General features: G+C 65.4%; 21 protein-coding genes. 17 read left to right on the top strand and 4 right to left on the bottom strand.

All coding sequences use genetic code 11. The features are described from left to right. Positions 1–84 precede the first annotated feature (84 nt). Entirely contained in the window at positions 85–2031 is a 1947-nt protein-coding gene (locus tag PSEEN_RS01730) for a BCCT family transporter (RefSeq protein ID WP_231845310.1), read from the bottom strand. Positions 2032–2567: 536 nt separating this feature from the next. Between PSEEN_RS01730 and betI the strand changes: the two genes are divergently transcribed. The 7 genes from betI (at position 2568) to trxC (ending at position 13982) form a co-directional block, all read left to right on the top strand. Next, positions 2568–3224, top strand: a complete 657-nt coding sequence (gene betI / locus PSEEN_RS01725) for a transcriptional regulator BetI (RefSeq protein WP_011531794.1) — start codon at positions 2568–2570, stop codon at positions 3222–3224. A 38-nt stretch (positions 3225–3262) separates the two neighbouring features. Beyond that, positions 3263–4735 carry a betaine-aldehyde dehydrogenase gene (gene betB, locus PSEEN_RS01720; RefSeq protein WP_011531793.1) on the top strand — a complete coding sequence of 491 codons (1473 nt, stop codon included), beginning with the start codon at positions 3263–3265 and terminating at the stop codon, positions 4733–4735. A 77-nt stretch (positions 4736–4812) separates the two neighbouring features. Then, complete coding sequence (gene betA / locus PSEEN_RS01715) at positions 4813–6510, top strand: choline dehydrogenase (RefSeq protein ID WP_011531792.1); 1698 nt, start codon at positions 4813–4815, stop codon at positions 6508–6510. 232 nt (positions 6511–6742) lie between these two features. Then, positions 6743–8485 carry a potassium/proton antiporter gene (locus PSEEN_RS01710; protein WP_011531791.1) on the top strand — a complete coding sequence of 581 codons (1743 nt, stop codon included), beginning with the start codon at positions 6743–6745 and terminating at the stop codon, positions 8483–8485. A gap of 37 nt (positions 8486–8522) precedes the next feature. Further along, positions 8523–11831 carry a mechanosensitive channel MscK gene (gene mscK / locus PSEEN_RS01705; protein WP_011531790.1) on the top strand — a complete coding sequence of 1103 codons (3309 nt, stop codon included), beginning with the start codon at positions 8523–8525 and terminating at the stop codon, positions 11829–11831. A gap of 155 nt (positions 11832–11986) precedes the next feature. Next, positions 11987–13447, top strand: a complete 1461-nt coding sequence (gene selO, locus PSEEN_RS01700; protein WP_011531789.1) for a protein adenylyltransferase SelO — start codon at positions 11987–11989, stop codon at positions 13445–13447. A 100-nt stretch (positions 13448–13547) separates the two neighbouring features. Continuing rightward, entirely contained in the window at positions 13548–13982 is a 435-nt protein-coding gene (trxC, locus tag PSEEN_RS01695) for a thioredoxin TrxC (protein WP_011531788.1), read from the top strand. Between the two features lie 18 nt (positions 13983–14000). Here the strand turns inward: trxC and PSEEN_RS01690 are convergent, their stop codons facing one another. The 3 genes from PSEEN_RS01690 to PSEEN_RS01680 all read right to left on the bottom strand — a co-directional run bounded on the left by PSEEN_RS01690 (position 14001) and on the right by PSEEN_RS01680 (position 15503). Further along, complete coding sequence (locus tag PSEEN_RS01690; RefSeq protein ID WP_011531787.1) at positions 14001–14357, bottom strand: helix-turn-helix domain-containing protein; 357 nt, start codon at positions 14355–14357, stop codon at positions 14001–14003. After that, positions 14347–14655 (bottom strand): type II toxin-antitoxin system HigB family toxin, encoded by a 309-nt coding sequence (locus PSEEN_RS01685; protein WP_011531786.1) that lies wholly within the window; start codon positions 14653–14655, stop codon positions 14347–14349. Before PSEEN_RS01685 ends, PSEEN_RS01690 begins: the two co-directional genes overlap by 11 nt. 74 nt (positions 14656–14729) lie before the next feature. Beyond that, positions 14730–15503 (bottom strand): ParA family protein, encoded by a 774-nt coding sequence (locus tag PSEEN_RS01680; RefSeq protein WP_011531785.1) that lies wholly within the window; start codon positions 15501–15503, stop codon positions 14730–14732. Positions 15504–15820: 317 nt separating this feature from the next. Between PSEEN_RS01680 and PSEEN_RS01675 the strand changes: the two genes are divergently transcribed. Genes PSEEN_RS01675 through PSEEN_RS01630 form a run of 10 tightly spaced genes read left to right on the top strand, consistent with a single transcriptional unit; the run spans position 15821 to position 23656 of the window. Then, positions 15821–16543: a beta-ketoacyl synthase chain length factor gene (locus tag PSEEN_RS01675; protein WP_011531784.1), complete on the top strand. Its 723-nt coding sequence runs from the start codon at positions 15821–15823 to the stop codon at positions 16541–16543. Beyond that, the gene (locus tag PSEEN_RS01670) at positions 16519–17337 is read left to right on the top strand and encodes a lysophospholipid acyltransferase family protein (protein WP_011531783.1); all 819 of its coding nucleotides are present in this window, start codon (positions 16519–16521) and stop codon (positions 17335–17337) included. The genes PSEEN_RS01675 and PSEEN_RS01670 overlap by 25 nt, the downstream gene beginning before the upstream one ends. Next, a complete protein-coding gene (locus tag PSEEN_RS01665) occupies positions 17306–17578 on the top strand; it encodes a phosphopantetheine-binding protein (RefSeq protein ID WP_011531782.1) in 273 nt (90 codons plus the stop codon). Before PSEEN_RS01670 ends, PSEEN_RS01665 begins: the two co-directional genes overlap by 32 nt. Positions 17579–17587: 9 nt before the next feature. Further along, entirely contained in the window at positions 17588–17842 is a 255-nt protein-coding gene (locus PSEEN_RS01660) for an acyl carrier protein (RefSeq protein WP_011531781.1), read from the top strand. Then, a complete protein-coding gene (locus PSEEN_RS01655; RefSeq protein ID WP_011531780.1) occupies positions 17839–18384 on the top strand; it encodes a COG4648 family protein in 546 nt (181 codons plus the stop codon). The genes PSEEN_RS01660 and PSEEN_RS01655 overlap by 4 nt, the downstream gene beginning before the upstream one ends. Beyond that, positions 18381–20051 carry an acyl-CoA synthetase family protein gene (locus PSEEN_RS01650; protein WP_011531779.1) on the top strand — a complete coding sequence of 557 codons (1671 nt, stop codon included), beginning with the start codon at positions 18381–18383 and terminating at the stop codon, positions 20049–20051. Before PSEEN_RS01655 ends, PSEEN_RS01650 begins: the two co-directional genes overlap by 4 nt. After that, positions 20044–20778 carry a glycosyltransferase family 2 protein gene (locus PSEEN_RS01645; protein WP_011531778.1) on the top strand — a complete coding sequence of 245 codons (735 nt, stop codon included), beginning with the start codon at positions 20044–20046 and terminating at the stop codon, positions 20776–20778. The genes PSEEN_RS01650 and PSEEN_RS01645 overlap by 8 nt, the downstream gene beginning before the upstream one ends. Continuing rightward, on the top strand, positions 20775–21713 hold the full coding sequence (locus PSEEN_RS01640) for an LpxL/LpxP family acyltransferase (RefSeq protein WP_011531777.1): 939 nt from the start codon (positions 20775–20777) through the stop codon (positions 21711–21713). The genes PSEEN_RS01645 and PSEEN_RS01640 overlap by 4 nt, the downstream gene beginning before the upstream one ends. Further along, positions 21694–23238 (top strand): HAL/PAL/TAL family ammonia-lyase, encoded by a 1545-nt coding sequence (locus PSEEN_RS01635; protein WP_011531776.1) that lies wholly within the window; start codon positions 21694–21696, stop codon positions 23236–23238. The genes PSEEN_RS01640 and PSEEN_RS01635 overlap by 20 nt, the downstream gene beginning before the upstream one ends. Continuing rightward, positions 23231–23656, top strand: coding sequence for an acyl-CoA thioesterase (locus PSEEN_RS01630; protein WP_011531775.1), 426 nt, complete (start codon positions 23231–23233; stop codon positions 23654–23656). Before PSEEN_RS01635 ends, PSEEN_RS01630 begins: the two co-directional genes overlap by 8 nt. Positions 23657–23683: the final 27 nt, after the last annotated feature.

Here is a 23683-nt window from a genome sequence, read left to right as displayed (position 1 = left end):
ACCGCAGGCACTACATATTTCGCCCCTGAAACGACAAAAGGCCCGACGCTTGCGCGCCGGGCCCCTTGTTCACTTCAGCCGTGATCAGCTGTACACGCGCCCCAGCAACTGGCGGTGGCTTTCGAACTGATCCAGCACGTCACGCACGATCTGCTCGCGGGTGAAGCCCATCAGGTCGTATTCCTGGCTGCCATCATGCAGGTACACCTCGGCACGGTAGAAGCGCTGGCGCACTTCCGGCTCGCCCTCGACCGGCGCCTCGCTCGGCGCGGCCATGTAGCCGTCCAGGCTGGCTTCGTAGACGAAGGGGTTGCCCTCGTCCATCATCACCCGCAGGCCCATCATGTTGCGCGACTGGCCAACACGGGTCTCGACTTCGAAGCCCAGGGTGCGCAGCTGCTCGGCGGCTTCTTTGAGCGCCGGGCTGACCTGCTTGTCCATGAAGCGCTGCACCACGGCCTGGGTCGGCTGCAGGTCCAGCTGGCTCAGGCGCTCGCTGAAGCCGCGACGGCCACGGGCGGCCAGCTCGGCGCGCTCGCTCTCGACCGCGACGTCCTGCTTCATGGCCTTCATCAGGCCGAACATGAACAGCACCAGAACCACCGAGAACGGCAGGCCGGCCAGCACCACCATGGTCTGCATCGCCTCGAAGTTACCGGCGAACATCAGGCCGATGGTGACCAGGGTGATGACCACCGACCAGAACACCACCATCCAGTGCGGGGCGTCTTCGTCGACCTTGCCGCCTTTGCACGACAGGTTGGCCATCATCACCGCGCCGGAGTCGGCGGGGGTCAGGAACAGCACGAAGCCGACGAACACTGCCACACCGATGACGACCTTGGCGGCCGGGAAGAATTCCAGCAGTTGGTAGATCGACATCGACGGCTGTTCGAGCGCGGTCTTGCCCAGCTCCACCGCCCCCTGGTTGATCACCAGGTCCAATGCGGTGTTACCGAAGATCGACAGCCAGGCCAGGGTGAAGCCCAGCGGGATCAGCAGCACGCCGCTGACCAGCTGGCGCACGGTGCGGCCCTTGGAGATACGGGCGATGAACATGCCGACGAACGGGCCCCAGGAGATCCACCAGGCCCAGTAGAACACGGTCCATAGGCCCAGCCAGCGCTCGGACTTGTCGCCATCGCCTTCATAGACATACAGGTCGAAGGTCTTCAGCACGACACCGTTGAGGTAGTCGCCGATGTTCTGCACGAAGCCGTTGAGCAGGTGCAGGGTATTGCCGGCCAGCAGCACGAAGATCAGCAGGCCGCTGAACAGCAGGATGTTCAGGTTGGACAGGCGGCGGATGCCGTTCTCCACGCCCGACACCGCGGCCACGGTGGCAACGCCCGCCATGACCAGGATCACCACCAGCAGGTTGGTCTTGCTGTGATCCATGCCGAACAGGTACTCAAGGCCCGAGGCCACCTGCATCGAACCGATACCGAGGTTGGTCACCAAGCCCAGCAGGGTGACGAACATGCCGAAGATGTCCACGGCATGGCCGGCACCGCCCTTGACCCAACGCTCACCGACCAGCGGGTACAGCGCCGAGCGCAGTGCCAGCGGCTGGTTGTGGCGGTAGGCGAAGTAACCCACGGCCAGGCCGACCAGGGCGTAGATTGCCCAGCCATGCAGGCCCCAGTGCAGGAAGGTCAGTTGCAGGCCCTGGCGCGCGGCCGCGAGGCTGGCAGGGGTACCTTCCGGTGGGTTGAAGTAGTGGTCCAGCGGCTCGGAGGCACCGAAGTACAGCAGCGAGATACCGATGCCCGAGGAGAACAGCATGCCGGCCCAGGCGCCGTAGCTGAAGTCGGGGGTGTCGTCCTTGCCGCCCAGCTTGAGCTTGCCGAAGTCGGAGAAGGCCAGGTAGACGACGAACAGCAGGTAACCGCAGATCACCAGCATGTAGTACCAGCCGAAGGTACGGGTCAGCCATTTCTGGGCGACGCCCAACACCTGGCCGGCGGTTTCGGGTACAGCGATCAGCAAGGCAGTCAGAACGAGGATCATCATCGCCGAGGTGAAGAACACCACGCGATTGACCCGTACCCGCTCGGCGGGAGGCTTTGTCAGGGAAGCAGAACTCATTGCTCGAATGCTCCGGGCAGTGCGGCAGTGGAGGCTAAACAGTTATTTCCCACGCAATTGGTGCAATAGCCCTACTGCGCAAGGTGTTATAAAAGCACCCTGGAAACCGTGATCCCGAATCGAAACGCTGCAAAAAAAACAGACCGGCCGCCTGTCGCCTTGCCACGCACTCAGCAGAAGGTGCGCGCATTCGCCACAGACCACCTGGCCCGCTCCAAGGGCCGACCGCGCAGTCCATGACCGCTCGGCAGAATCTGTCCTTTGCATCGCTCATGCCCGTCAACGCCTTGTATTCCGGGGGTTACACGATTTCCTGGGGTGTCGATTCGTGTCCTCTTGACCGTCCTGAAAACTGTCAATGGCACAAATTGTCGCAGAGCTTATTCTTTATTGATTGAACGTTCAATCAAAACAAAATAGACTGGCCTTCGCCGAGGCAGCCGCTCGTCGTCTGCCCGCAGGCCTGAGGAGATAGCAAGATGCCCAAGGTCGGTATGCAACCCATCCGCCGCCAGCAGTTGATCGAAGCCACGTTACAGGCGGTCGATCAGGTCGGACTGGGCGATGCCAGCATTGCGCTGATTGCCCGTTTGGCCGGTGTGTCGAACGGCATCATCAGTCACTACTTTCAGGACAAGAACGGCCTGATCGCAGCGACGATGCGCCACATCATGAACATGCTCAACGAGGGTGTGATCGCGCGTCGTCAGGCACTCACGGACGACAGCCCGCGTGCCCACCTGAAGGTGATCATCGAAGGCAACTTCGATGCGAGCCAGGTGAATGGCCCGGCAATGAAAACCTGGCTGGCCTTCTGGGCCTCCAGCATGCACCAGCCGTCTTTGCACAGGTTGCAGCGGATCAACGATCACCGCCTGTACTCCAACCTGTGCTGTCAGTTCCGCCGCGTCCTGCCGCTCTACCATGCGCGCAAGGCCGCCCGCGGGCTGGCAGCCTTGATCGACGGCCTGTGGTTGCGTGGCGCCCTGTCGGGAGATGCATTCGACACCGACCAGGCGGTACGCATCGCTTACGAATACATGGATCTACAACTGGCTAAACAGCAGTCCCTGGGCACAACCGACCAGGCCTCTGAACAGCCGCGCGCAGCGACCAGCCAACCGGCAGGAGCGTGACGCGGCAGCCAACCACACACTGCACTTGCGAGGACACTATGGCCCGTTTCGGAACGCAAAAACTCTACATTGATGGCGCTTACGTCGACGCTGGCAGCGACGCCACCTTCGAAGCCATCAACCCGGCCACCGGCGAAGTCCTCGCCCATGTGCAGCGCGCGACCCAAGCCGACGTCGAAAAAGCCGTCGAAAGCGCCGAGCGCGGCCAGAAAGTCTGGGCCGCGATGACCGCCATGCAGCGTTCGCGCATCCTGCGCCGCGCCGTCGACATCCTGCGTGAGCGCAACGACGAGCTGGCCATGCTGGAAACCCTGGACACCGGCAAGTCGTACTCGGAAACCCGTTACGTCGACATCGTCACCGGCGCCGACGTGCTGGAATACTACGCAGGCCTGGTACCGGCCATCGAAGGTGAGCAGATCCCGCTGCGCGAATCGTCCTTCGTCTACACCCGCCGCGAGCCGCTGGGCGTGACCGTCGGTATCGGCGCCTGGAACTACCCGATCCAGATCGCCCTGTGGAAATCCGCCCCGGCCCTGGCCGCCGGCAACGCGATGATCTTCAAGCCGTCGGAAGTCACCTCGCTGACCACCCTGAAACTGGCCGAGATCTTCACCGAAGCCGGCCTGCCGAACGGCGTGTTCAACGTCCTGACCGGCAGCGGCCGCGAAGTCGGCACCTGGCTGACCGAGCACCCGCGCATCGAGAAAGTCTCGTTCACCGGCGGCACCACCACCGGCAAGAAAGTCATGGCCAGCGCCTCCAGCTCGTCGCTGAAGGAAGTGACCATGGAACTGGGCGGCAAGTCGCCGCTGATCATCTGCGACGACGCCGACCTGGACAAGGCCGCCGACATCGCCATGATGGCCAACTTCTACAGCTCCGGTCAGGTCTGCACCAACGGCACCCGCGTGTTCGTGCCTGCCGCGATGAAAGCCGCGTTCGAAGCCAAGATCGCCGAGCGCGTCGCCCGCATCCGTGCCGGCAACCCGGAAGACGAGAACACCAACTTCGGCCCGCTGGTCAGCTTCCAGCACATGGAAAGCGTGCTCTCGTACATCGCCAAGGGTAAAGAAGAAGGCGCCCGCGTTCTGTGCGGCGGTGAGCGTCTGACTGCCGGTGACTTCGCCAAGGGCGCCTTCGTAGCCCCGACCGTGTTCACCGACTGCACCGACGACATGACCATCGTCAAGGAAGAGATCTTCGGCCCGGTGATGAGCATCCTCAGCTACGAGACCGAAGAAGAAGTCATCCGTCGCGCCAACGACACCGAATACGGCCTGGCCGCCGGCGTGTGCACCAACGACATCAGCCGCGCCCACCGCATCATCCACAAGCTCGAAGCCGGTATCTGCTGGATCAACGCCTGGGGCGAATCGCCAGCAGAGATGCCGGTCGGCGGCTACAAGCAGTCGGGCGTCGGCCGTGAGAACGGCGTCAGCTCGCTGGCTCAATACACTCGCATCAAGTCGGTCCAGGTCGAGCTGGGCGGCTACAACTCGGTTTTCTAAACCCTGTCTAGCCACGCCCGTGCCTTCGCGCACGGGCGTTTCCGCTCCCTGATCACCGCCAACACGAGGGTACTTTCATGTCCAAAGAATTCGACTACATCATCGTCGGTGCCGGCTCGGCCGGTAACACCCTGGCCACCCGCCTGACCGAAGACGCCAGCGTCTCCGTGCTGCTGCTGGAAGCCGGTGGCCCCGACTACCGCTTCGACTTCCGCACCCAGATGCCGGCCGCCCTGGCCTTCCCGCTGCAGGGCCGCCGCTACAACTGGGCCTACGAGACCGACCCGGAGCCGTTCATGGACGGCCGCCGCATGGAATGTGGCCGCGGCAAGGGCCTGGGTGGCTCCTCGCTGATCAACGGCATGTGCTACATCCGTGGTAACGCCATGGACTTCGACGGCTGGGCGGAACTGCCAGGCCTTGAGGACTGGACGTATCTGGACTGCCTGCCCTATTTCAGAAAAGCTGAAACTCGGGACATCGGCCCGAACGACTACCACGGTGGTGAAGGCCCGGTCAGCGTGGCCACGCCGAAAGCCGGCAACAACCCGCTGTTCCACGCCATGGTCGAAGCCGGCGTGCAGGCCGGTTACCCGCGCACCGAAGACCTCAACGGCTACCAGCAGGAAGGCTTCGGCCCGATGGACCGTTCGGTTACCAAGAAAGGCCGTCGCTCCAGCACCGCCCGCGGTTACCTGGACCAGGCCAAGAAGCGCCCGAACCTGACCATCGTCACCCACGCCCTGAGCGACCGCGTGCTGTTCGACGGCAAGCGTGCCGTTGGCGTGACCTACCTGGTGGGTGACAGCGAAGAGCGCGTCGAAGCCCGCGCCCGCAAGGAAGTCATCGTTTCTTCCGGCGCCATCGCCTCGCCGCAGTTGCTGCAGCGCTCCGGCGTCGGCCCACGCGCCCTGCTGGAAAGCCTCGACATCCCGGTGGTCCACGACCTGCCGGGCGTCGGCGAGAACCTGCAGGACCACCTGGAACTGTACCTGCAGTACGCCTGCACCCAGCCGGTGTCGCTGTACCCATCGCTGCTGTGGTGGAACCAGCCGGCCATCGGTGCCGAGTGGCTGTTCAACGGTACCGGCATCGGCGCCAGCAACCAGTTCGAGGCCGGCGGCTTCATCCGCACCCGTCCTGAGTTCAAGTGGCCGAACATCCAGTACCACTTCCTGCCGGTAGCGATTAACTACAACGGCTCCAACGGTGTGAAAGAGCACGGCTTCCAGGCGCACATGGGCTCCATGCGCTCGCCAGCCCGTGGTCGCATCCAGGCCAAGTCGAAAGACCCGCGCCAGCACCCAAGCATCCTGTTCAACTACATGTCCACCGAGCAGGACTGGCAGGAATTCCGCGACGGCATCCGCCTGACCCGTGAAATCATGGCCCAGCCGGCGCTGGACGCGTTCCGCGGCCGCGAGATCAGCCCGGGCGCCCACGTGCAAACCGACGAAGAACTGGACAAGTTCATCCGCGAGCACGCCGAAACCGCCTTCCACCCGTCCTGCTCGTGCAAGATGGGCACCGACGACATGGCGGTGGTAGACGGCGAAGGCCGTGTGCACGGCATGCAGGGCCTGCGTGTGGTCGACGCGTCGATCATGCCGCTGATCATCACCGGCAACCTGAACGCCACCACGATCATGATCGCCGAGAAGATCTCGGACAAGATCCGTGGCCGCAAGCCGCTGCCGCGCAGCACCGCCAAGTACTATGTGGCGGGCGATGCACCGGTCAAGGGCAAGGCGCTGCGTGAAGTGAAGCAGGCCTGAACCTGCGCCGGCTCAATCGCGGATAAATCCGCTCCTACAGACTGTAGGAGCGGATTCATCCGCGAAGGGCCAGCACTGACCAGCACAAGAAAAGGCACCTCTCGAGGTGCCTTTTTTCATATGCGGAAACGCTTTACAGCCTGCCAATTCATCAGGTTAGAATCAATTGGCACGCGACCTGCTAGTTCACGCAGCAGGTCCCTTTTCTCTGCGATGTCCCGGAGTACCGCCTTTGGATGCGAGCACCATCAACAGCCTGTTCCTGATCGGCGCTTTGCTGGTGGGGGCAAGTATTCTGGTCAGCTCGCTGTCATCGCGCCTGGGCATCCCCATTCTGGTCATCATCCTCGCCGTCGGCATGCTTGCCGGGGTCGATGGTGGTGGCATCATCTTCAACAACTACCCGACCGCCTACCTGGTGGGCAACCTGGCACTGGCGGTGATCCTGCTCGACGGCGGCTTGCGCACGCGGGTGGCGAGTTTTCGCGTGGCCCTGTGGCCGGCGTTGTCGCTGGCCACCGTGGGCGTGCTGATCACCACCGGGCTGACCGGCATGGTCGCCGCCTGGCTGTTCGACCTGAGCCTGATCCAAGGCCTGCTGATCGGCGCCATCGTCGGCTCCACCGACGCCGCGGCGGTGTTCTCGCTGCTCGGCGGCAAAGGCCTGAACGAACGGGTCACCGCCACGCTGGAGATCGAGTCGGGCAGCAACGACCCCATGGCGGTGTTCCTCACCGTCACCCTGATCGACATGATCGCCAGCGGCCAGACCGGCCTGCACTGGAGCCTGCTCACCCACCTGCTGCGCGAGTTCGGTATCGGCGGGCTGATGGGCCTGGGCGGCGGCTGGCTGATGCTGCAACTGGTCAACCGTATCAACCTGGCCGGCGGCCTGTACCCGATCCTGGTGGTGGCTGGCGGCCTGGTGGTGTTCTCCCTGACCAATGCCCTGCACGGCAGCGGCTTCCTCGCCGTCTACCTGTGCGGCCTGGTGCTGGGCAACAAGCCGATCCGCAGCCGCCACGGCATCCTGCACATGCTCGACGGCATGGCCTGGCTGGCGCAGATCGGCATGTTCCTGGTGCTGGGCCTGCTGGTCACGCCCCACGACCTGCTGCCCATCGCCCTGCCGGCGCTGGGCCTGGCGCTGTGGATGATCCTGTTCGCCCGGCCGCTGTCGGTGGTCGCCGCCCTGCTGCCGTTCAAGGCCTTCCATGGCCGCGAGAAGGGCTTCATCAGCTGGGTCGGCCTGCGCGGCGCGGTACCGATCATCCTCGCGGTGTTCCCGCTGATGGCCGGCCTGCCGGACGCCCAGTTGTTCTTCAACCTGGCGTTCTTCATCGTGCTGGTGTCGCTGCTGGTGCAGGGCACCAGCCTGCCGTGGATGGCCAAGCTGCTGAAGGTTACCGTGCCACCGGATCCGGCACCGATCTCCCGCTCGGCGCTCGAAGTGCATGTCACCAGCGAGTGGGAACTGTTCGTCTACCGCCTGGGCGCCGAGAAATGGTGCATCGGCGCGGCCCTGCGGGAGCTGAAGATGCCAGAAGGCACGCGCATCGCCGCGCTGTTTCGCAAAGAGCAGCTGCTGCACCCTTCGGGCAGTACCGTGCTTGAAGTCGGCGACATGCTCTGCGTGATCGGCCACGAACACAACCTGCCAGCCCTGGGCAAACTGTTCAGCCAGGCACCGCAGCGTGGCCTGGACCTGCGCTTCTTCGGCGATTTCGTCCTCGAAGGCGATGCCGAGCTGGGTGCGGTGGCCGCGCTTTATGGCCTGAAACTCGATGGCCTGGACGCGAAAATGCCGCTGGCGCAGTTCATCCGACAGAAGGTCGGAGGCGCGCCAGTAGTAGGCGACCAGATCGAATGGCACGGCACGATCTGGACCGTCGCGGTCATGGACGGGAACAAGATCCAGAAAGTGGGCGTCAGATTCCCCGAAGGTACTCGACCCGGCCCCGGGTTGTTCCTCTAAACTCCGTTCTCTGCCTTGGTTTGCAAGTAGTCTGCCTATGTCCCTGCGCGTGTATTTGCGCACAGCCCTGATCGGGTTGTGCTTCGCCCTCTCGTTCGCCGCCACGGCCGCCGAGACCCCGACCACCGCCAGCATCCAGAACAGCCTCGACAAGATTGCCGAGCGCAAGCTGCCCGAAACCGAGCAGAAAGCCCTGCAGCAGGTGCTCGAGCAAACCCTGGCGCTGCTCGCCAACAAGGACGACAGCGAGAAGAAGCTGGCCGCGCTCAAGCAGCAGCTGGCCGACGCCCCGCAACAGACCCGCGACAGCCAGCGCGACCTGGCCAAGCTCAAGGACAGCAAGGCGCCGCCCGTGGCCCAGCGCTTCGCCAACCTGGGCGTACCGCAGCTGGAGCAGATGCTCAGCGAGCGCAGCACACAGCAAGGCGAGCTGCAGAAGGCGCTGTCCGAGGCCAACAGCCTGATCATCAACTCGCAGACCCGCCCCGAGCGGGCCCAGGCCGAGATCAGCAACAACCAGACCCGCGCCCAGCAGATCAACAACGCGCTCAAGGCTGGCAAAGACAACGGCAAGACCCTCAACACCGACCAGCGCAACCAGCTCAACGCCGAACTCGCCTCGCTCAACGCCCTCACCCTGCTGCGCCGCCAGGAACTGGCCGGCAACAGCCTGCTGCAGGACCTGGGCAATGCCCAGCATGACCTGCTGATCGAGCGCGCCGCCCGCCTGGAGCAGGAAATCCAGGACCTGCAGACGCTGATCAACGACAAACGCCTGGCCCAGTCCCAGCAGGCCGTCACCCAGCAGTCGATCGAAGCGCAGAAGGCCGGCGGCAGCACGCTGCTGGCCAACGAAAGTTCGGCCAACCTCAAGCTGTCCGACTACCTGCTCAAGAGCACCGACCGCCTCAACGAACTCACGCAACAGAACCTGCGCACCAAACAGCAGCTCGACAGCCTCACCCAGGCCGACCAGGCCCTCGACGAGCAGATCAACGTGCTCAAGGGCAGCCTGTTGCTGTCGAAGATCCTCTACAAGCAGAAGCAGGCCCTGCCGCACCTGAAGGTCGACCGCGACCTGGCCGACCAGATCGCCGACATCCGCCTGTACCAGTTCGAGATCAACCAGCAGCGCGAGCAGATGAGCAGCCCGTCCAGCTACGTGGATCGGCTGTTGGCCAGCCAACCCCAGGAAGACGTCACCCCGGTGCTGCGCAAGGCCTTGCTGGAAGTGGCGATTACCCGCGCGGACCTGCTCGAGCGCCTGAACCGCGAACTCTCGGCGTTGCTCAATGAATCGATCACCCTGCAGTTGAACCAGAAGCAACTGCTGGGCACCGCGCAGAACCTGCGCACCACCCTCGAAGAGCAGATGTTCTGGATCCCCAGCAACAAGCCGCTGGACTGGGAGTGGCTGCGCTACGTGCCCGAGCGCCTGGCCGAACAGGTCGCCAGCCTGCCCTGGGGCTCGGGGGTCAAGGAACTGGGCGACGGCCTGAGCCAGCGCCCACTGCTGTTCCTGCCTTTGCTACTGGTGATCGGCGCGCTGCTGTGGCGACGCAAGTACCTGTACCAGCGCCTGGGCAAGGTCCATCAGGACATCGGCCACTTCAAGCGTGACAGCCAGTGGCACACGCCCCAGGCAATCCTGATCAACATCCTCCTGGCCATGCCAGTGGCCCTGGCCCTGGCCCTGGGCAGCTATGCGCTGCAGATCGACGCCCGCGGCCAGAACGCCAACCTGGGCGCCGCGCTGTGGCAGATCGCCCAGGCCTGGCTGGTGTTCTACACCGCCTACCGTATCCTCGCCCCCGGTGGCGTGGCGGAGATCCACTTCCGCTGGCACAAGCCGCAGGTTGAATTCCTGCGCGGCTGGGTGCGCCGCCTGGGCACCGTGGTGCTGGCCCTGGTGGGCGTGGTGGCGGTGGCCGAGCACCAGCCGTCGGCGCTGGCCGACGACGTGCTGGGCATCGGCGTGGTGCTGACCTGCTATGCACTGATGGCCTGGCTGCTCAGCCGCCTGCTGCTGAGCAGCCCGGCGCACCGCAATACCTCGCTGTTCCGCAAAGCGGTCGGGGTGGCCTTCACCGCCCTGCCCATCGCCCTGTTCGTGGCGGTGTGCTTCGGCTACTACTACACCGCCCTCAAGCTCACCGACCGGCTGATCTACACCCTTTACCTGCTGCTGTTCTGGCTGGTGATCGAGGCCGCATTCGTGCGTGGCCTGTCGGTGGCGGCGCGGCGCCTGGCCTACCAGCGCGCCCTGAGCAAACGCCAGGCGGCCAAGGAAGGGCTGGACGGTGAAGTGGTCACCGAAGAGCCGACCCTGGACATCGAGCAGGTCAACCAGCAGTCCCTGCGCCTGATCCGCCTGGCCCTGCTGGGTGGCTTCATCGCTGGCCTGTACTGGGTGTGGGCAGACCTGATCAGCGTGTTCTCCTACCTCAACAACTTCACCCTCTACGAATACACCAGCGGCACCGGCGCCGCCGCCAGCATGGTGCCGATCAGCCTCGGCGACCTGCTTGGCGCACTGGTGATCGTCGGCATCACCTTCGCCCTGGCCGGCAACCTGCCCGGCCTGCTGGAGGTGCTGGTGCTGTCGCGCCTTAACCTGGCCCAGGGCAGCGCCTATGCCACCACCACGCTGCTGTCGTACACCATCGTCGGCGTGGGTATCGTCAGTACCCTGTCGACCCTTGGCGTCAGCTGGGACAAGCTGCAGTGGCTGGTGGCGGCGCTGTCGGTGGGCCTGGGCTTTGGTATGCAGGAGATCTTCGCCAACTTCATCTCCGGCATCATGATCCTGTTCGAGCGCCCAGTGCGCATCGGCGACACCATCACCATCGGCAACCTGTCCGGCACGGTGAGCAAGATCCGCATCCGTGCCACCACCATCACCGACTTCGACCGCAAGGACATCATCGTCCCCAACAAGACCTTCATCACCGGCCAGCTGATCAACTGGTCGCTGACCGACACGGTCACCCGGGTGACGCTCAAGCTGGGGATCGACTACGGTTCGGACCTGGACCTGGTGCGCGATATCCTGCTCAAGGGCGCCCACGACAACCCACGGGTACTGAAAGACCCCGAGCCGCTGGTGTACTTCCTCAACTTCGGCGAGAGTTCGCTGGACCACGAGTTGCGCATGCATGTGCGCGACCTTGGCGACCGCAACCCGACCCTGGACGAGTTGAACCGCTACATCAACCGCGAGTTCAAGGCGCACGACATCAAGATCTCGGTGCGCCAGGTGGAGGTGTTCCTGATGGACCAGAAGGGCGGCAAGCAACAGCTGATCCCGATGGAGCAGCCGAAGCGGGATGGCACGGCGTCGGCCTGAGAACGCCCGAATACTTTATCCTGTGCACATTCGCTGCGAGGGCTTTGCCCTCGTTCGCCGGCAAGCCGGCTCCTACACCGCCCACCGGTAGGAGCCGGCTTGCCGGCGAAGGGCCGCAAAGCGGCCCCAGGCACCGCCACCCAGGAGCAGGCCCCGTGAAGTCCCTCGACCAACTCGTCTTCGACAACCGCTTCGCCCGCCTCGGCGACGCCTTCTCCACCCAGGTCCTGCCCGACCCGATCGCCGACCCGCGCCTGGTCGTGGCCAGCGAAGCGGCCATGGCCCTGCTCGACCTCGACCCGGCCCAGGCCGACCTGCCGGTGTTCGCCGAGTTGTTCAGCGGCCACAAGCTCTGGGAAGAGGCCGACCCGCGCGCCATGGTCTACTCCGGCCATCAGTTCGGCTCCTACAACCCGCGCCTGGGCGATGGCCGCGGCCTGCTGCTGGGCGAGGTGGTCAACGACGCCGGCGAGCACTGGGACCTGCACCTCAAGGGCGCCGGCCAGACGCCCTATTCGCGCATGGGTGACGGCCGTGCCGTGCTGCGCTCGTCGATCCGCGAATTTCTCGCTTCCGAAGCCCTGCACGCCCTGGGCATTCCCAGCAGCCGCGCGCTGTGCGTGATCGGCTCCAGCGCCACGGTGTGGCGCGAAACCCGCGAAACCGCCGCCATGCTGCTGCGCCTGGCCCACAGCCATGTGCGCTTCGGCCACTTCGAGTACTTCTACTACACCCAGCAGCCGGAACAGCAGCGCCTGCTGATCGACCATGTGCTCGAACAGCACTACCCCGAGTGCCGGGAAGCCGAACAGCCGTACCTGGCGATGTTCCGCACCATCGTCGAACGCAACGCCGAGCTGATCGCCCGTTGGCAGGCGTATGGTTTCTGCCATGGGGTGATGAACACCGACAACATGTCGATCCTCGGCATCACCTTCGACTTCGGCCCCTACGCCTTCCTCGACGACTTCGATGCCAACTTCATCTGCAACCACTCCGACGACCGGGGCCGCTACAGCTACGCCAACCAGGTGCCGATCGCCCATTGGAACCTGAGCGCCCTGGCCCAGGCCCTGACCACGGTTATCGAGGTGGAGCCGCTTAAAGAGGCGCTGGGCTTGTTCCTGCCGTTGTACCAGGCGCACTACCTGGACCTGATGCGCCGCCGCCTGGGTTTGACCACGGCCGAAGACGACGACATGGCGCTGGTGGAGCGCCTGCTGCAGCGCATGCAAAGTGGCGGCGTGGACTACACGCTGTTCTTCCGCAAGCTGGGTGAGCGTCCGGTGGCTGAGGCACTGAAGGTGGTGCGCGATGATTTCGTCGATCTGGCCGGTTTCGATGCCTGGGGCGTCGAGTACCTGGCCCGTTGCGAACGCGAGCCCGGCAATGCCGAGGGCCGGCGCGAGCGGATGCAGGCGGTCAACCCGCTGTATGTGTTGCGCAACTATCTGGCGCAGAAAGCCATCGAGGCGGCTGAAGCGGGTGACTACAGTGAGGTGCGGCGCCTGCACCAGGTGCTGAGCAGACCGTTCGAGGAACAGCCTGGGATGCAGGCCTATGCCGAGCGACCGCCGGAGTGGGGCAAGCACCTGGAGATCAGTTGCTCTTCATGAATTTGCAACCCCGGTTCGCCGGCAAGCCGGCTCCTACAATTCCCGGTAGGAGCCAGCTTGCCGGCGAACGGGCCACACGCCCAAATCAACTGGAGCCCTCATGTCCGACCCCCTGGTCATCCCCTGCCCCCACTGCAACGGCCTCAACCGCTTGCCCGCCGAGCGCCTGGGCGACGATCCTAAATGCGGCCGCTGCAAGCAGGCAGTGCTGCTCACCCGCCCCTTCGAACTGACCGAAAGCACCTACGCCGCCCAGATCAAGGGCGACCTGCCGTTGCTGCTGGATGTCTGGGCCGACTGGTGCGGCCCGTGCAAAAGCTTCGCCCCGACCTTCGAGCAGGCTGCGCGCCAGTTGGCCGGCCGCTGCCGCCTGGCCAAGCTCGACAGCGAGGCCAATCGCAACCTCGCCGGGCAGCTGGGCATCCGCTCGATCCCCAGCCTGATCCTGTTCAGGAATGGCCGCGAAATGGCACGCCAAGCCGGCGCCTTCCCGCTCCAATCGCTGTTGGAATGGTTGCGCGGCCAGGGTGTCTAGACGTGCTTACGAAGGGAATCAGGCACTGGCCAAGAGCGACTCGTAAGGAATTCTCAAACCATCATGCAGACGCTTGATCATTGAGAGGCTCAGGCCGCGCTTGCCGTTCAACACCTCGGAAACGCGCCCACTCGGCCCGATATACCGCTCAAGATCACGTGGTGTAAGACCTTGCTGGTCCATGCAGAACTTGATGGCGTCAATCGGGTTGGCTGGGTGAATAGGGTAGTGCCTGTTCTCGTAGACCTCGATCAATGTCACAAGCACTTCCATTTCATCTGCTTCCGGCGTCCCGGGTTCAGCCTGAAAAATGGCTTCCAAACGCCGGAACGCGGCTTGAAGGTCATCATCATTGCGGATGGGCTTAATATTCATTGATCGTCTCCACGTCGATCTCGTCATACCGCTTGTGCGTGCCGACGAACTTCACCCAGGCGATACCGGCCCGGTACTGCATTTCCACAACGAGCCGGTACTTGTTACCCCCGATGTTGAAGACAACGCGATTGTTGGCGCAGATGCTTGCATTACCGATCTGCGCTTTCACGTCCTGAGGGGAGCGCCAATCCGCCTTGAGCACCAGATCATGCCAACTTTCCAAGGGTGCCTTGGCATCTTCGCACCCCGGGACCTCCCAAAACCTGACCAGCGTTCGCTTCGCAATGACTCGCACCCGCCTGGATCTCCCTTTTTGGGAGAATACTAGGCATCCGAGGGCAAAATCGCAAGCACGCTACCGTGCCCGAATCAGGCAGAGCGCTCCAGCAAGTCATGCAATTCGACGAACTGCTGGGTCAGCTTGTGCCGTGGCTCAAGATGGATCAGTGGCAGGCTGGCGTGGTGGGACTCGCGCATCTTCACCGAGCTGCCGAGGTAAACCGGCAGCACCGGCAGGCCTTCGGCCAGCAGCTCGTCGAGCATCTGCTGCGGCAGGCTGGCGCGCGACTGGAACTGGTTGACCACGATGCCTTCGACCACCAGCTCTTCGTTGTGGTCGTCCTTTAATTCGTCGATCTCGGCCAGAAGGCCATACAGCGCCTGACGCGAGAAACTGTCGCAATCGAAGGGAATGAGCACGCGATCAGCGGCGATCAACGCGGAAACCGCATAGAAATTCAAGGCCGGCGGGGTATCGATGTAGATACGGTCGTAGTCCTCGTCCAGCTCTTCCAGCAGTTTTCTCAGCTTGTTGATCTTGTGCTTGGCCTCGAGCTTGGGCTGCAGGTCGGCCAGCTCCGCCGTGGCGGTGACCACGTGCAGGTTGTCGAAGGGGGTTTCATAGATATCGACCTTGTTCTTCTTGGCGAACGGCCCGCTGGACAGCGACTGCTTGAAGAAGTCGGCGATGCCCATGGGAATGTCGTCGCCGGTCAGGCCGGTCAGGTACTGGGTCGAGTTGGCCTGGGCATCCAGGTCGATCAGCAGGGTCCGGTAGCCTTCACTGGCGCTCACCGCCGCCAGATTGCAGGCAATGCTCGACTTGCCCACGCCACCTTTCTGATTGAACACCACGCGCCGCATGACAGACCTCCGTGTATCAACGAATGCCCGAGTATGTGGCGCTACACCGCTAATGGCCAGCACTCTTCGCTCAAGTTGCAGCGTGTGCGACCGACAACCTGTCTCTGACCAGCCGTCGGAAAATGCCTACCCGGATCATCCAACTCGATACTTCTTCGAGAATGCAATGTCTGACTGGCAAGAATGTAACGACTAATTGCTACACACCTCCGTCACCGGGATAATGCGCGCCACTCGGCAAAGCGCCCCTGCAAGGTCTGTGTTCCGAGTCATTCCCAAGGCAAGGAAGTCCCACAGAGCGGGAAGTAACAAGCACCGTGATCACCTTTGATATCAGCCAATGGCGCGCCTGGGCCCCCGGCCTGCAGACGCCCGCCGACTGGCAGACCTGGGCCGCCACCGGCGAATGCCCCTCTGCCGAGGCGCAGGTGCCGGACGTGTCGTTCCTGCCCGCCATGCAGCGGCGTCGCCTCAGCCAGCTGGCGCGCATGGCGTTCGCCGTGGGCTGGCCGCTGGCCGAAGGCTGCGCGCCGATGCCACTGGTGTTCGTCTCGCGCCACGGTGAAACCCCGCGCACCTTCTCGATCCTCAGCGACCTGGCCGAACAACAGCCGCTGTCGCCCACCCAGTTCAGCCTTTCGGTGCACAACGCCGTGATCGGTCTGTGGTCGATCCTGCGCGGCGAAACCTGCGAGATGACCGCCCTGGCCGCAGCCGGCGACGGCTTTGAACAAGGCCTGCTCGAAGCCGCCGGCCTGTTGCAGGAAGGCGCCCCGGCAGTGCTGTTGATCATCGCCGAGGAACTGCCACCACCGGTGTATGGCCCCTGGATCGACGACGTGCCGTTTGCCTATGCACTGGCTTTACGCCTCACGGCTGGGCGACAATGGGAGCTGGCACTAAGCCATCAATCTTCGTCGGACGTGCCGCGCACCCCGCAGCCCCATGCCCTGAGCTGGTTGAAAGCCTTGCTGGGCAACACCCCCTCCTTTACCCACACCTGGAACCGCCGCACATGGAACTGGCAACGACAGCCATAGAGCGCCCGCGGGACGCCTATTACTGGCGCCTGCTGGCCACCGCCCTGAGCTTTGGCCTGTTCGGCCTGGGCGGCCTGTGCCTGCGTCTACTGGTGTTCCCCCTGCTCGCCTGCCTGCCGGGTGACGCCGCGCGCCACCGCCAGCGTGCCCGGCGCACCATCGGCTGGCTGTTCTGGCGCTTCATCCGTTTCATGCACACCGCCGGTGTGCTCACCTACACGGTCGAAGGTGCCGAGCGCCTGGGCCGGCCCGGGCAGATGATCATCGCCAACCATCCGTCACTGATCGACGTGGTGTTCCTCATCGGCCTGGTGCGTCAGGCCAACTGCGTGGTCAAGCACAGCCTGTTCGCCAACCCGTTCACCCGTGGCCCGGTGAGCGAGGCCCAGTACATCGGCAACGACGGCAGCATGGACATGCTCGACAACGCCGTCGCCGCACTGCAGCAAGGCCAGCCGCTGATCATCTTCCCCGAGGGCACGCGCACCGCGCCCGGCCAGGCCCCCGCCTTTCATCGCGGCGCCGCGGCCATCGCCCTGCGCGGTGCGAAGATCATCACACCGGTGACCATCCGGGTCAGCCCCACCACCCTGACCAAGCACGAGCCCTGGTACCGCATCCCCTGCCGCCGCGTGCACTTCAGCCTGCGCGTCGGCGCCGATATCGACCCCCAGGCCTACGCCGCCATGGGCCCGGCGCCGATCGCCTCGCGCCGCCTCAACGACTTTCTGCACCAGCACTACATAAAGGAGCTCGCCGCCGATGAGCGATGCACAGCAACACCTGCACCATGACCTCAAGCAACTGATCATCGACGCCCTGGGCCTGGAAGACATCAGCGTGCAGGACATCGACGACCAGCAGACCCTGTTCGGCGAAGGCCTGGGCCTGGACTCGGTGGATGCCCTCGAGCTCGGCCTGGCGATCCAGAAGCGCTACGGCATCAAGATCGACGCCGACGCCAAGGACACACGCAACCATTTCGCCAACGTCGCCACCCTGGCGGCGTTCGTCACCGCTCGCCAGGCAGCCTGAGACCGCACCATGCAAACCCGTGAAGACATCTTCAACATCCTGCGCGACGCCCTGGTCGAGCTGTTCGAACTGGAACCCGAGCGCGTGACCCTGGACGCCAACCTGTACCAGGACCTGGAAATCGACAGCATCGACGCCGTCGACCTGATCGACCATATCAAGCGCCAGACCGGCAAGAAGATCGCCGCCGACGACTTCAAGTCGGTACGCACCGTCAATGATGTGGTAGAGGCGGTACACCGCCTGGTCAGCCCGGCGGCATGAAGCGTCTGATCGGCCTCGGCCTGCTGCTGGCCGGGCTGTTGTACCCCTTCGCGGTGCATTTCGGCATGGCCCATTTCGCCCCCTGGCAATTCGGCCTGCTGCTCGGTGGCCTGTGGCTGGCCCGTGCCCTGAGCACGCCGCGCCGCCCGGGCAACCTGTGGATGGCGCTGGTGGCCCTGGCGTTCTGCGCCCTGCTGGGGCTGTCCGACAGCCCGCAACTGCTGCGCTGGTACCCGGTGCTGATCAGCGCCTTCATGCTGGCCCTGTTCGGCGCCAGCCTGCTGCGCGGCATGCCGGTGGCCGAACGCCTGGCGCGCCTGCGCGACCCCGACCTGCCGCCCCACGCCGTGCGTTACACCCGCCGCGTGACCCAGGTGTGGTGCCTGTTCTTCCTGGGCAACGGCCTGATCGCCGCCAGCCTAACCCTGTGGGCGCCGCTGGCCTGGTGGACCCTGTACAACGGCCTGATCGCCTACGCCGCGATGGGCCTGCTGTTCGCCATCGAATGGCTGATAAGACAACGTGTGCGAGGACGCTCATGAACTGGATCAACCTCGAACACCTGTTGCGCCCGCTGGACGCGCCGCGCCTGGTGACCCACGCGCCAGCACTGGACCACGCCGAGCTGTGCCGCCAGGCCCTGTGCCTGGCTGGAGGCCTGCGCCAACGCGGGATCCGGCGCCTGGCCGTGCACCTCGAAGACGCTGCGTCGCTGGCCATCGCCCTGCTCGGCGCCTGGCGCGCGGGCGTCGAAGTGTTGCTGCCCGCCGACCTGCAACCCGCCACCCGCGAGCGCTGGCACACCCAGGTCGACCTGTGGCTGACCACTGACGAGCAGCTCGACGACCTGCTGGGCGAAGCACTCGCCCCCGCCGACCTCGACGTCGACACCTGCCGCATCAGCCTGTGCACCTCCGGTTCCAGCGGCGAGCCCAAGCGCATCGACAAGCAACTGCGCCAGCTGGCCAACGAAGTGAACGCCCTGGAACAGCTCTGGGGCCAGGACCTGGGCAACGCCTGGATCATCGGTAGCGTCGCCACCCAACACATCTACGGCCTGCTGTTTCGCGTGCTCTGGCCACTGTGCGCCGGGCGCGGCTTCGAGCGCCGGCAACTGCCGTTCCCCGAGGACCTGCAGCGCGCCAGCCGCGAACACGCAGCGTTTGCCTGGGTGGCCAGCCCGGCGCTGCTCAAGCGCATGGGCGACAACCTCGACTGGCCAGCCCTGAGCCCGGTACGTCGGATGTTTTCCTCGGGCGGCGAGCTGCCGTCTATCGCCGCCGAACGCCTGCATCAGCGCCTGGGCCAGTGGCCGACCGAGATTCTCGGCAGCTCCGAGACCGGTGGCATCGCCTGGCGCCAGGGCCAACCCCTGTGGCAACCGTTCGCCGACGTGCGCTTGAGCCAGGATGAACACGGCGCCCTGCGCATCGCCTCGCCCTACCTGCCCGCCGGGCACATCGAGCAGAGCGCCGATGCCGCCGAGTTCAGCGACGACGGGCGCTTCCGCCTGCTTGGCCGGCTGGACCGCATCGTCAAGCTCGAAGAAAAACGCATCTCGCTGCCCATGCTCGAACAGGCCCTTTGCGCCCATGCCTGGGTCGCCGAGGCGCGCCTGGGGGTGATCGAGGAAGGTCGCGCCTACCTCGGCGCCCTGGTGGCCCTGACCCCGGCCGGCTTGCACGCCCTGCGCAACCAGGGCCGCCGCGCCGTGGTCGATGGCCTGCGCCAGCACCTGGCCGGCCACTGCGAGGCGCTGGCCCTGCCACGGCGCTGGCGCCTGGCGCGCCAGTTGCCGCTCAACCCCCAAGGCAAGCTGCCCCACGCCGAGCTGCAGGCATTGCTGTTGGCCCCACGCAGCATGGCGCCGGAGGTGCTGGGGCACCGGCAAGCGGGCGAGGAACTGCACCTGCGCCTGGCCGTCCCCCTGGACCTGGCCTGCTTCTCCGGGCACTTCCCGCAAACGCCGGTGCTGCCAGGCGTTGTCCAGCTCGACTGGGCGATCGCCCTGGCCGCCTCGCACCTGCAACTGGCCCAACGCTTCGCCGGCATGGAAGTGCTCAAGTTCCAGCAGCTGGTGCGCCCCGGCGACGAGCTGCTGCTGACCCTGCGCTTCGACGCGACACGCGGGAAGCTCTACTTCGTTTACACCTGCGCCGGGCAACCCTGCTCCAGCGGCCGCATCGTGCTGGAGACCGCCCATGCATAAGCCCTGCGCGGTGATCCCGGTGTACAACCACGAACAAGCGGTGCCCCAGGTGGTCGACGACCTGCTGCGCGCCGGCCTGCCCTGCGTGCTGGTCGATGACGCCAGCCATGCTCCCTGCGCCCAGGTACTGGGCCAACTGGCCGAGCGCGACGACGTTCACCTGGTCACCCTGGCGGTCAACCAGGGCAAGGGCGGCGCGGTGATGGCCGGCCTGCGCGAAGCCGCGCGCCTGGGCTTCAGCCACGCCCTGCAAGTGGACGCCGACGGCCAGCATGACCTGGCCGATGTCAGCCGTTTCCTGGAACAGTCGCAGGCTTACCCGCAAGCCCTGGTGTGTGGTTATCCACAGTACGACGCCAGCGTGCCCAAGGGTCGGCTGTATGCCCGCTACCTGACCCACGTGTGGGTGTGGATCAACAGCCTGTCGCTGCGCATCCCCGATTCGATGTGCGGCTTTCGCGTCTACCCGCTGCCCGCGACCCTGGCGATGATCGACAGCGTCAACCTCGGCCGGCGCATGGACTTCGACCCGGAGATCCTGGTGCGCCTGTCGTGGCGCAACCAGCCGATGCGCTGGCTGCCGACCAAGGTCCACTACCCCCAGGACGGCCTGTCGCACTTCCGCCTGTTCCACGACAACGCGCTGATCTCGAAGATGCACGCCAAGCTGTTCTTCGGCATGCTCCTGCGCGCCCCGCTGATCCTCTGGCGCAGGTGGCGAGCATGAGCGAACGCCCCGAGCACTGGGCCGAGCACCAGGAACGCGGCAGCTTCTGGCTTATGAAGCTCACCGCCACCCTCGCCCGCCTGCTCGGGCGGCGCGTGCTCAGCCCGCTGATCCACGTGATCGTCGCCTACTTCTTCATCTTCGGCGGCCGCGCCCGGCGCAGCGCCTGGCAGTACCAGCAGCGCCTGCATCGCTGGAGCGCCGGCCAGGTCCAGGCCCCCGGCCAGTGGCGCGTGTTCCGCCAGTTCATGGCCTTCGCCGAGGCCCTGCTGGACAAGCTCGACGTGTGGAACGGCCGGCTGGCGCTTTCGCAGATCGATATCGTCGACCCGGCCAACCTGCGCCAGCAGTTGCGTGGAGAGCGCGGCCAGATGCTGGTGGGCGCGCACCTGGGCAACCTGGAAGTGTGCCGGGCCCTGGCCGAGATCGGCGAAAAAGTGACCATGAACGTGCTGGTGCATACCCGCCATGCCGAACACTTCAACCGCCTGCTGGGCGAAGCCGGCGCCAGCCACCTGCGGCTGATCCAGGTCAGCGAGCTGGACCCGGCAGTGATGCTGCAACTGTCCGAACGCCTGGAGCGCGGCGAGTGGCTGGCGATTGCCGGCGACCGCGTGCCGCTGCACGGCGGGCGCACCGTGGAGGTGGACTTTCTCGGCCACCCGGCGGCATTCCCCCAGGGGCCGTGGCTGCTGGCCGGGCTGCTGGGTTGCCCGCTCAACCTGCTGTTCTGCCTCAAGCAACAGGGCCGTTACCAGGTCACCCTCGAGCCGTTCGTCGAGCGCCTGCACTGGCGCCGTGGCCAGCGCGACGCGGTGATCGCCGAATGGGCCGCCCGCTACGCCGAACGCCTGGGCCACTACTGCGCCCAGGCCCCGCTGCAATGGTTCAATTTCTACCCCTTCTGGAAGACCGATGACGATGCATCCGCATGAGCCTGTAACCTTCGGCGAAGCGCCGCTGGCGATCGAAGACGTCCTGGCCCTGGCCGAGCGCCGCGCGCCGTCGCGCCTGCAGGCCGACGCCGCCTACCGCGAGCGCATCGCCCGTGGCGCGCGCTTCCTCGACACCTTGCTGGACAAGGAAGGGGTGATCTACGGCGTGACCACCGGCTACGGCGACTCCTGCGTGGTGGCCGTGCCGCTGGAGCATGTCGAGGCCCTGCCCCGCCACCTCTACACCTTCCACGGCTGCGGCCTGGGCCGGTTGCTCGACGCCCCGGCCACCCGCGCCGTGCTGGCGGCGCGCCTGCGCTCGCTGAGCCATGGCGTGTCCGGCGTGCGCCTGGAACTGCTGGAACGCCTGCAGGCCTTCATCGAGCACGACATCCTGCCGCTGATCCCCGAGGAAGGGTCGGTCGGCGCCAGCGGCGACCTGACGCCGCTGTCGTACGTGGCGGCGGCCCTGTCGGGCGAGCGCGAAGTCATGTACAACGGCGAGCGTCGCACCAGCGCCGACGTGCACCGCGAACTGGGCTGGCAGCCCCTGGTGCTGCGCCCCAAGGAAGCCCTGGCGCTGATGAACGGCACCGCGGTGATGACCGGCCTGGCCTGCCTGGCTTTCGCCCGCGCCGACTACCTGCTCAAGCTGGCCACGCGCATCACCGCGCTCAATGTCATCGCCCTGCAGGGCAACCCCGAGCACTTCGACGAGCGCCTGTTCGCCGCCAAGCCGCACCCCGGCCAGACCCAGGTCGCCGCCTGGCTGCGTCAGGACCTGGCCATCGACGCCCCGCTGCCACCACTGCACCGTTTGCAGGACCGCTACTCGCTGCGCTGCGCGCCCCACGTGCTGGGCGTGCTGGCTGACAGCCTGGGCTGGCTGCGCGGGTTCATCGAAACCGAACTCAACAGCGCCAACGACAACCCGATCATCGACGGCGACGCCGAGCGCGTGCTGCATGGCGGGCACTTCTATGGCGGGCACATCGCCTTCGCCATGGACAGCCTGAAAAACCTGGTGGCCAACGTCGCCGACCTGCTCGACCGCCAGCTCGCCCTGCTGGTGGACGTACGCTACAACCATGGCCTGCCGAGCAACCTCTCGGGCGCCGAGGCCGAGCGCGCCATGCTCAACCACGGTTTCAAGGCCGTGCAGATCGGCGCCAGCGCCTGGACCGCCGAGGCCCTCAAGCAGACCATGCCTGCCAGCGTGTTCTCCCGCTCCACCGAATGCCACAACCAGGACAAGGTGAGCATGGGCACCATCGCCGCCCGCGACGCCCTGCGCGTGCTGGAGCTGACCGAACAGGTCGCCGCCGCCACCCTGCTGGCCGCCAACCAGGGCGTCTGGCTGCGCCAGCGCCAGGCCGACGCGCACGCCCTGCCGCCGGCCCTGGCGCAGATGCACGCGGCACTGCTGGAGGACTTCGCGCCGGTCACCGAGGACCGTGCCCTCGAGCACGACCTGCGCCTGTGCCTGGCCCGTATCGGCCAGCGCCACTGGGGGCTGCATGCGTAACCCCGGGGTGTTTCACGTCGACAGCGAGATCGTCGTGCCGTTCTTCGACGTCGACAGCATGCACATCGTCTGGCACGGCCACTATGTGAAGTACCTGGAAGTCGCCCGCTGCGCGCTGCTCGACCGCCTGGAGCACGACTACCTGCGCATGCAGGCCAGCGGCTATGCGTGGCCGGTAATCGACCTGCAGCTGCGCTACATCCGCGGCGCCACCTTCGGCCAGCGCCTGAGCGTGCGCGCCAGCCTGGTGGAGTGGGAGAACCGCTTGAAGATCCACTACCTGATCAGCGATGCCACCACCGGCGAGCGCATGACCCGCGCCAGCACCGTGCAGGTGGCCGTGCACATCGAAAGCGGCGAGATGCAGCTGGCCTCCCCCCAGGCCATGCTCGACGCCGTCGCCAAGGTGCTGCCATGACCCACCCCAAAGGCACCGCAAAACCTG

The sequence above is a fragment of the Pseudomonas entomophila L48 genome (assembly GCF_000026105.1).
In the GTDB taxonomy this organism is placed as follows: Bacteria; Pseudomonadota; Gammaproteobacteria; order Pseudomonadales; family Pseudomonadaceae; genus Aquipseudomonas; species Aquipseudomonas entomophila.
Note: the sequence above shows the minus strand (reverse complement) of the source record. Positions and strands in the feature narration are given on the sequence as shown.

Coding starts and splice junctions, on each gene's coding strand:
- PSEEN_RS01655 (WP_011531780.1), top strand. CDS start 17,839: ATGAAGCGTCTGATCGGCCTCGGCCTGCTGCTGGCCGGGCTGTTGTAC.
- PSEEN_RS01690 (WP_011531787.1), bottom strand. CDS start 14,357: ATGAATATTAAGCCCATCCGCAATGATGATGACCTTCAAGCCGCGTTC.
- betI (WP_011531794.1), top strand. CDS start 2,568: ATGCCCAAGGTCGGTATGCAACCCATCCGCCGCCAGCAGTTGATCGAA.
- PSEEN_RS01635 (WP_011531776.1), top strand. CDS start 21,694: ATGACGATGCATCCGCATGAGCCTGTAACCTTCGGCGAAGCGCCGCTG.
- trxC (WP_011531788.1), top strand. CDS start 13,548: ATGTCCGACCCCCTGGTCATCCCCTGCCCCCACTGCAACGGCCTCAAC.
- betA (WP_011531792.1), top strand. CDS start 4,813: ATGTCCAAAGAATTCGACTACATCATCGTCGGTGCCGGCTCGGCCGGT.
- PSEEN_RS01645 (WP_011531778.1), top strand. CDS start 20,044: ATGCATAAGCCCTGCGCGGTGATCCCGGTGTACAACCACGAACAAGCG.
- PSEEN_RS01665 (WP_011531782.1), top strand. CDS start 17,306: ATGAGCGATGCACAGCAACACCTGCACCATGACCTCAAGCAACTGATC.
- betB (WP_011531793.1), top strand. CDS start 3,263: ATGGCCCGTTTCGGAACGCAAAAACTCTACATTGATGGCGCTTACGTC.
- PSEEN_RS01630 (WP_011531775.1), top strand. CDS start 23,231: ATGCGTAACCCCGGGGTGTTTCACGTCGACAGCGAGATCGTCGTGCCG.
- PSEEN_RS01670 (WP_011531783.1), top strand. CDS start 16,519: ATGGAACTGGCAACGACAGCCATAGAGCGCCCGCGGGACGCCTATTAC.
- PSEEN_RS01660 (WP_011531781.1), top strand. CDS start 17,588: ATGCAAACCCGTGAAGACATCTTCAACATCCTGCGCGACGCCCTGGTC.
- PSEEN_RS01680 (WP_011531785.1), bottom strand. CDS start 15,503: ATGCGGCGCGTGGTGTTCAATCAGAAAGGTGGCGTGGGCAAGTCGAGC.
- PSEEN_RS01650 (WP_011531779.1), top strand. CDS start 18,381: ATGAACTGGATCAACCTCGAACACCTGTTGCGCCCGCTGGACGCGCCG.
- mscK (WP_011531790.1), top strand. CDS start 8,523: ATGTCCCTGCGCGTGTATTTGCGCACAGCCCTGATCGGGTTGTGCTTC.
- PSEEN_RS01640 (WP_011531777.1), top strand. CDS start 20,775: ATGAGCGAACGCCCCGAGCACTGGGCCGAGCACCAGGAACGCGGCAGC.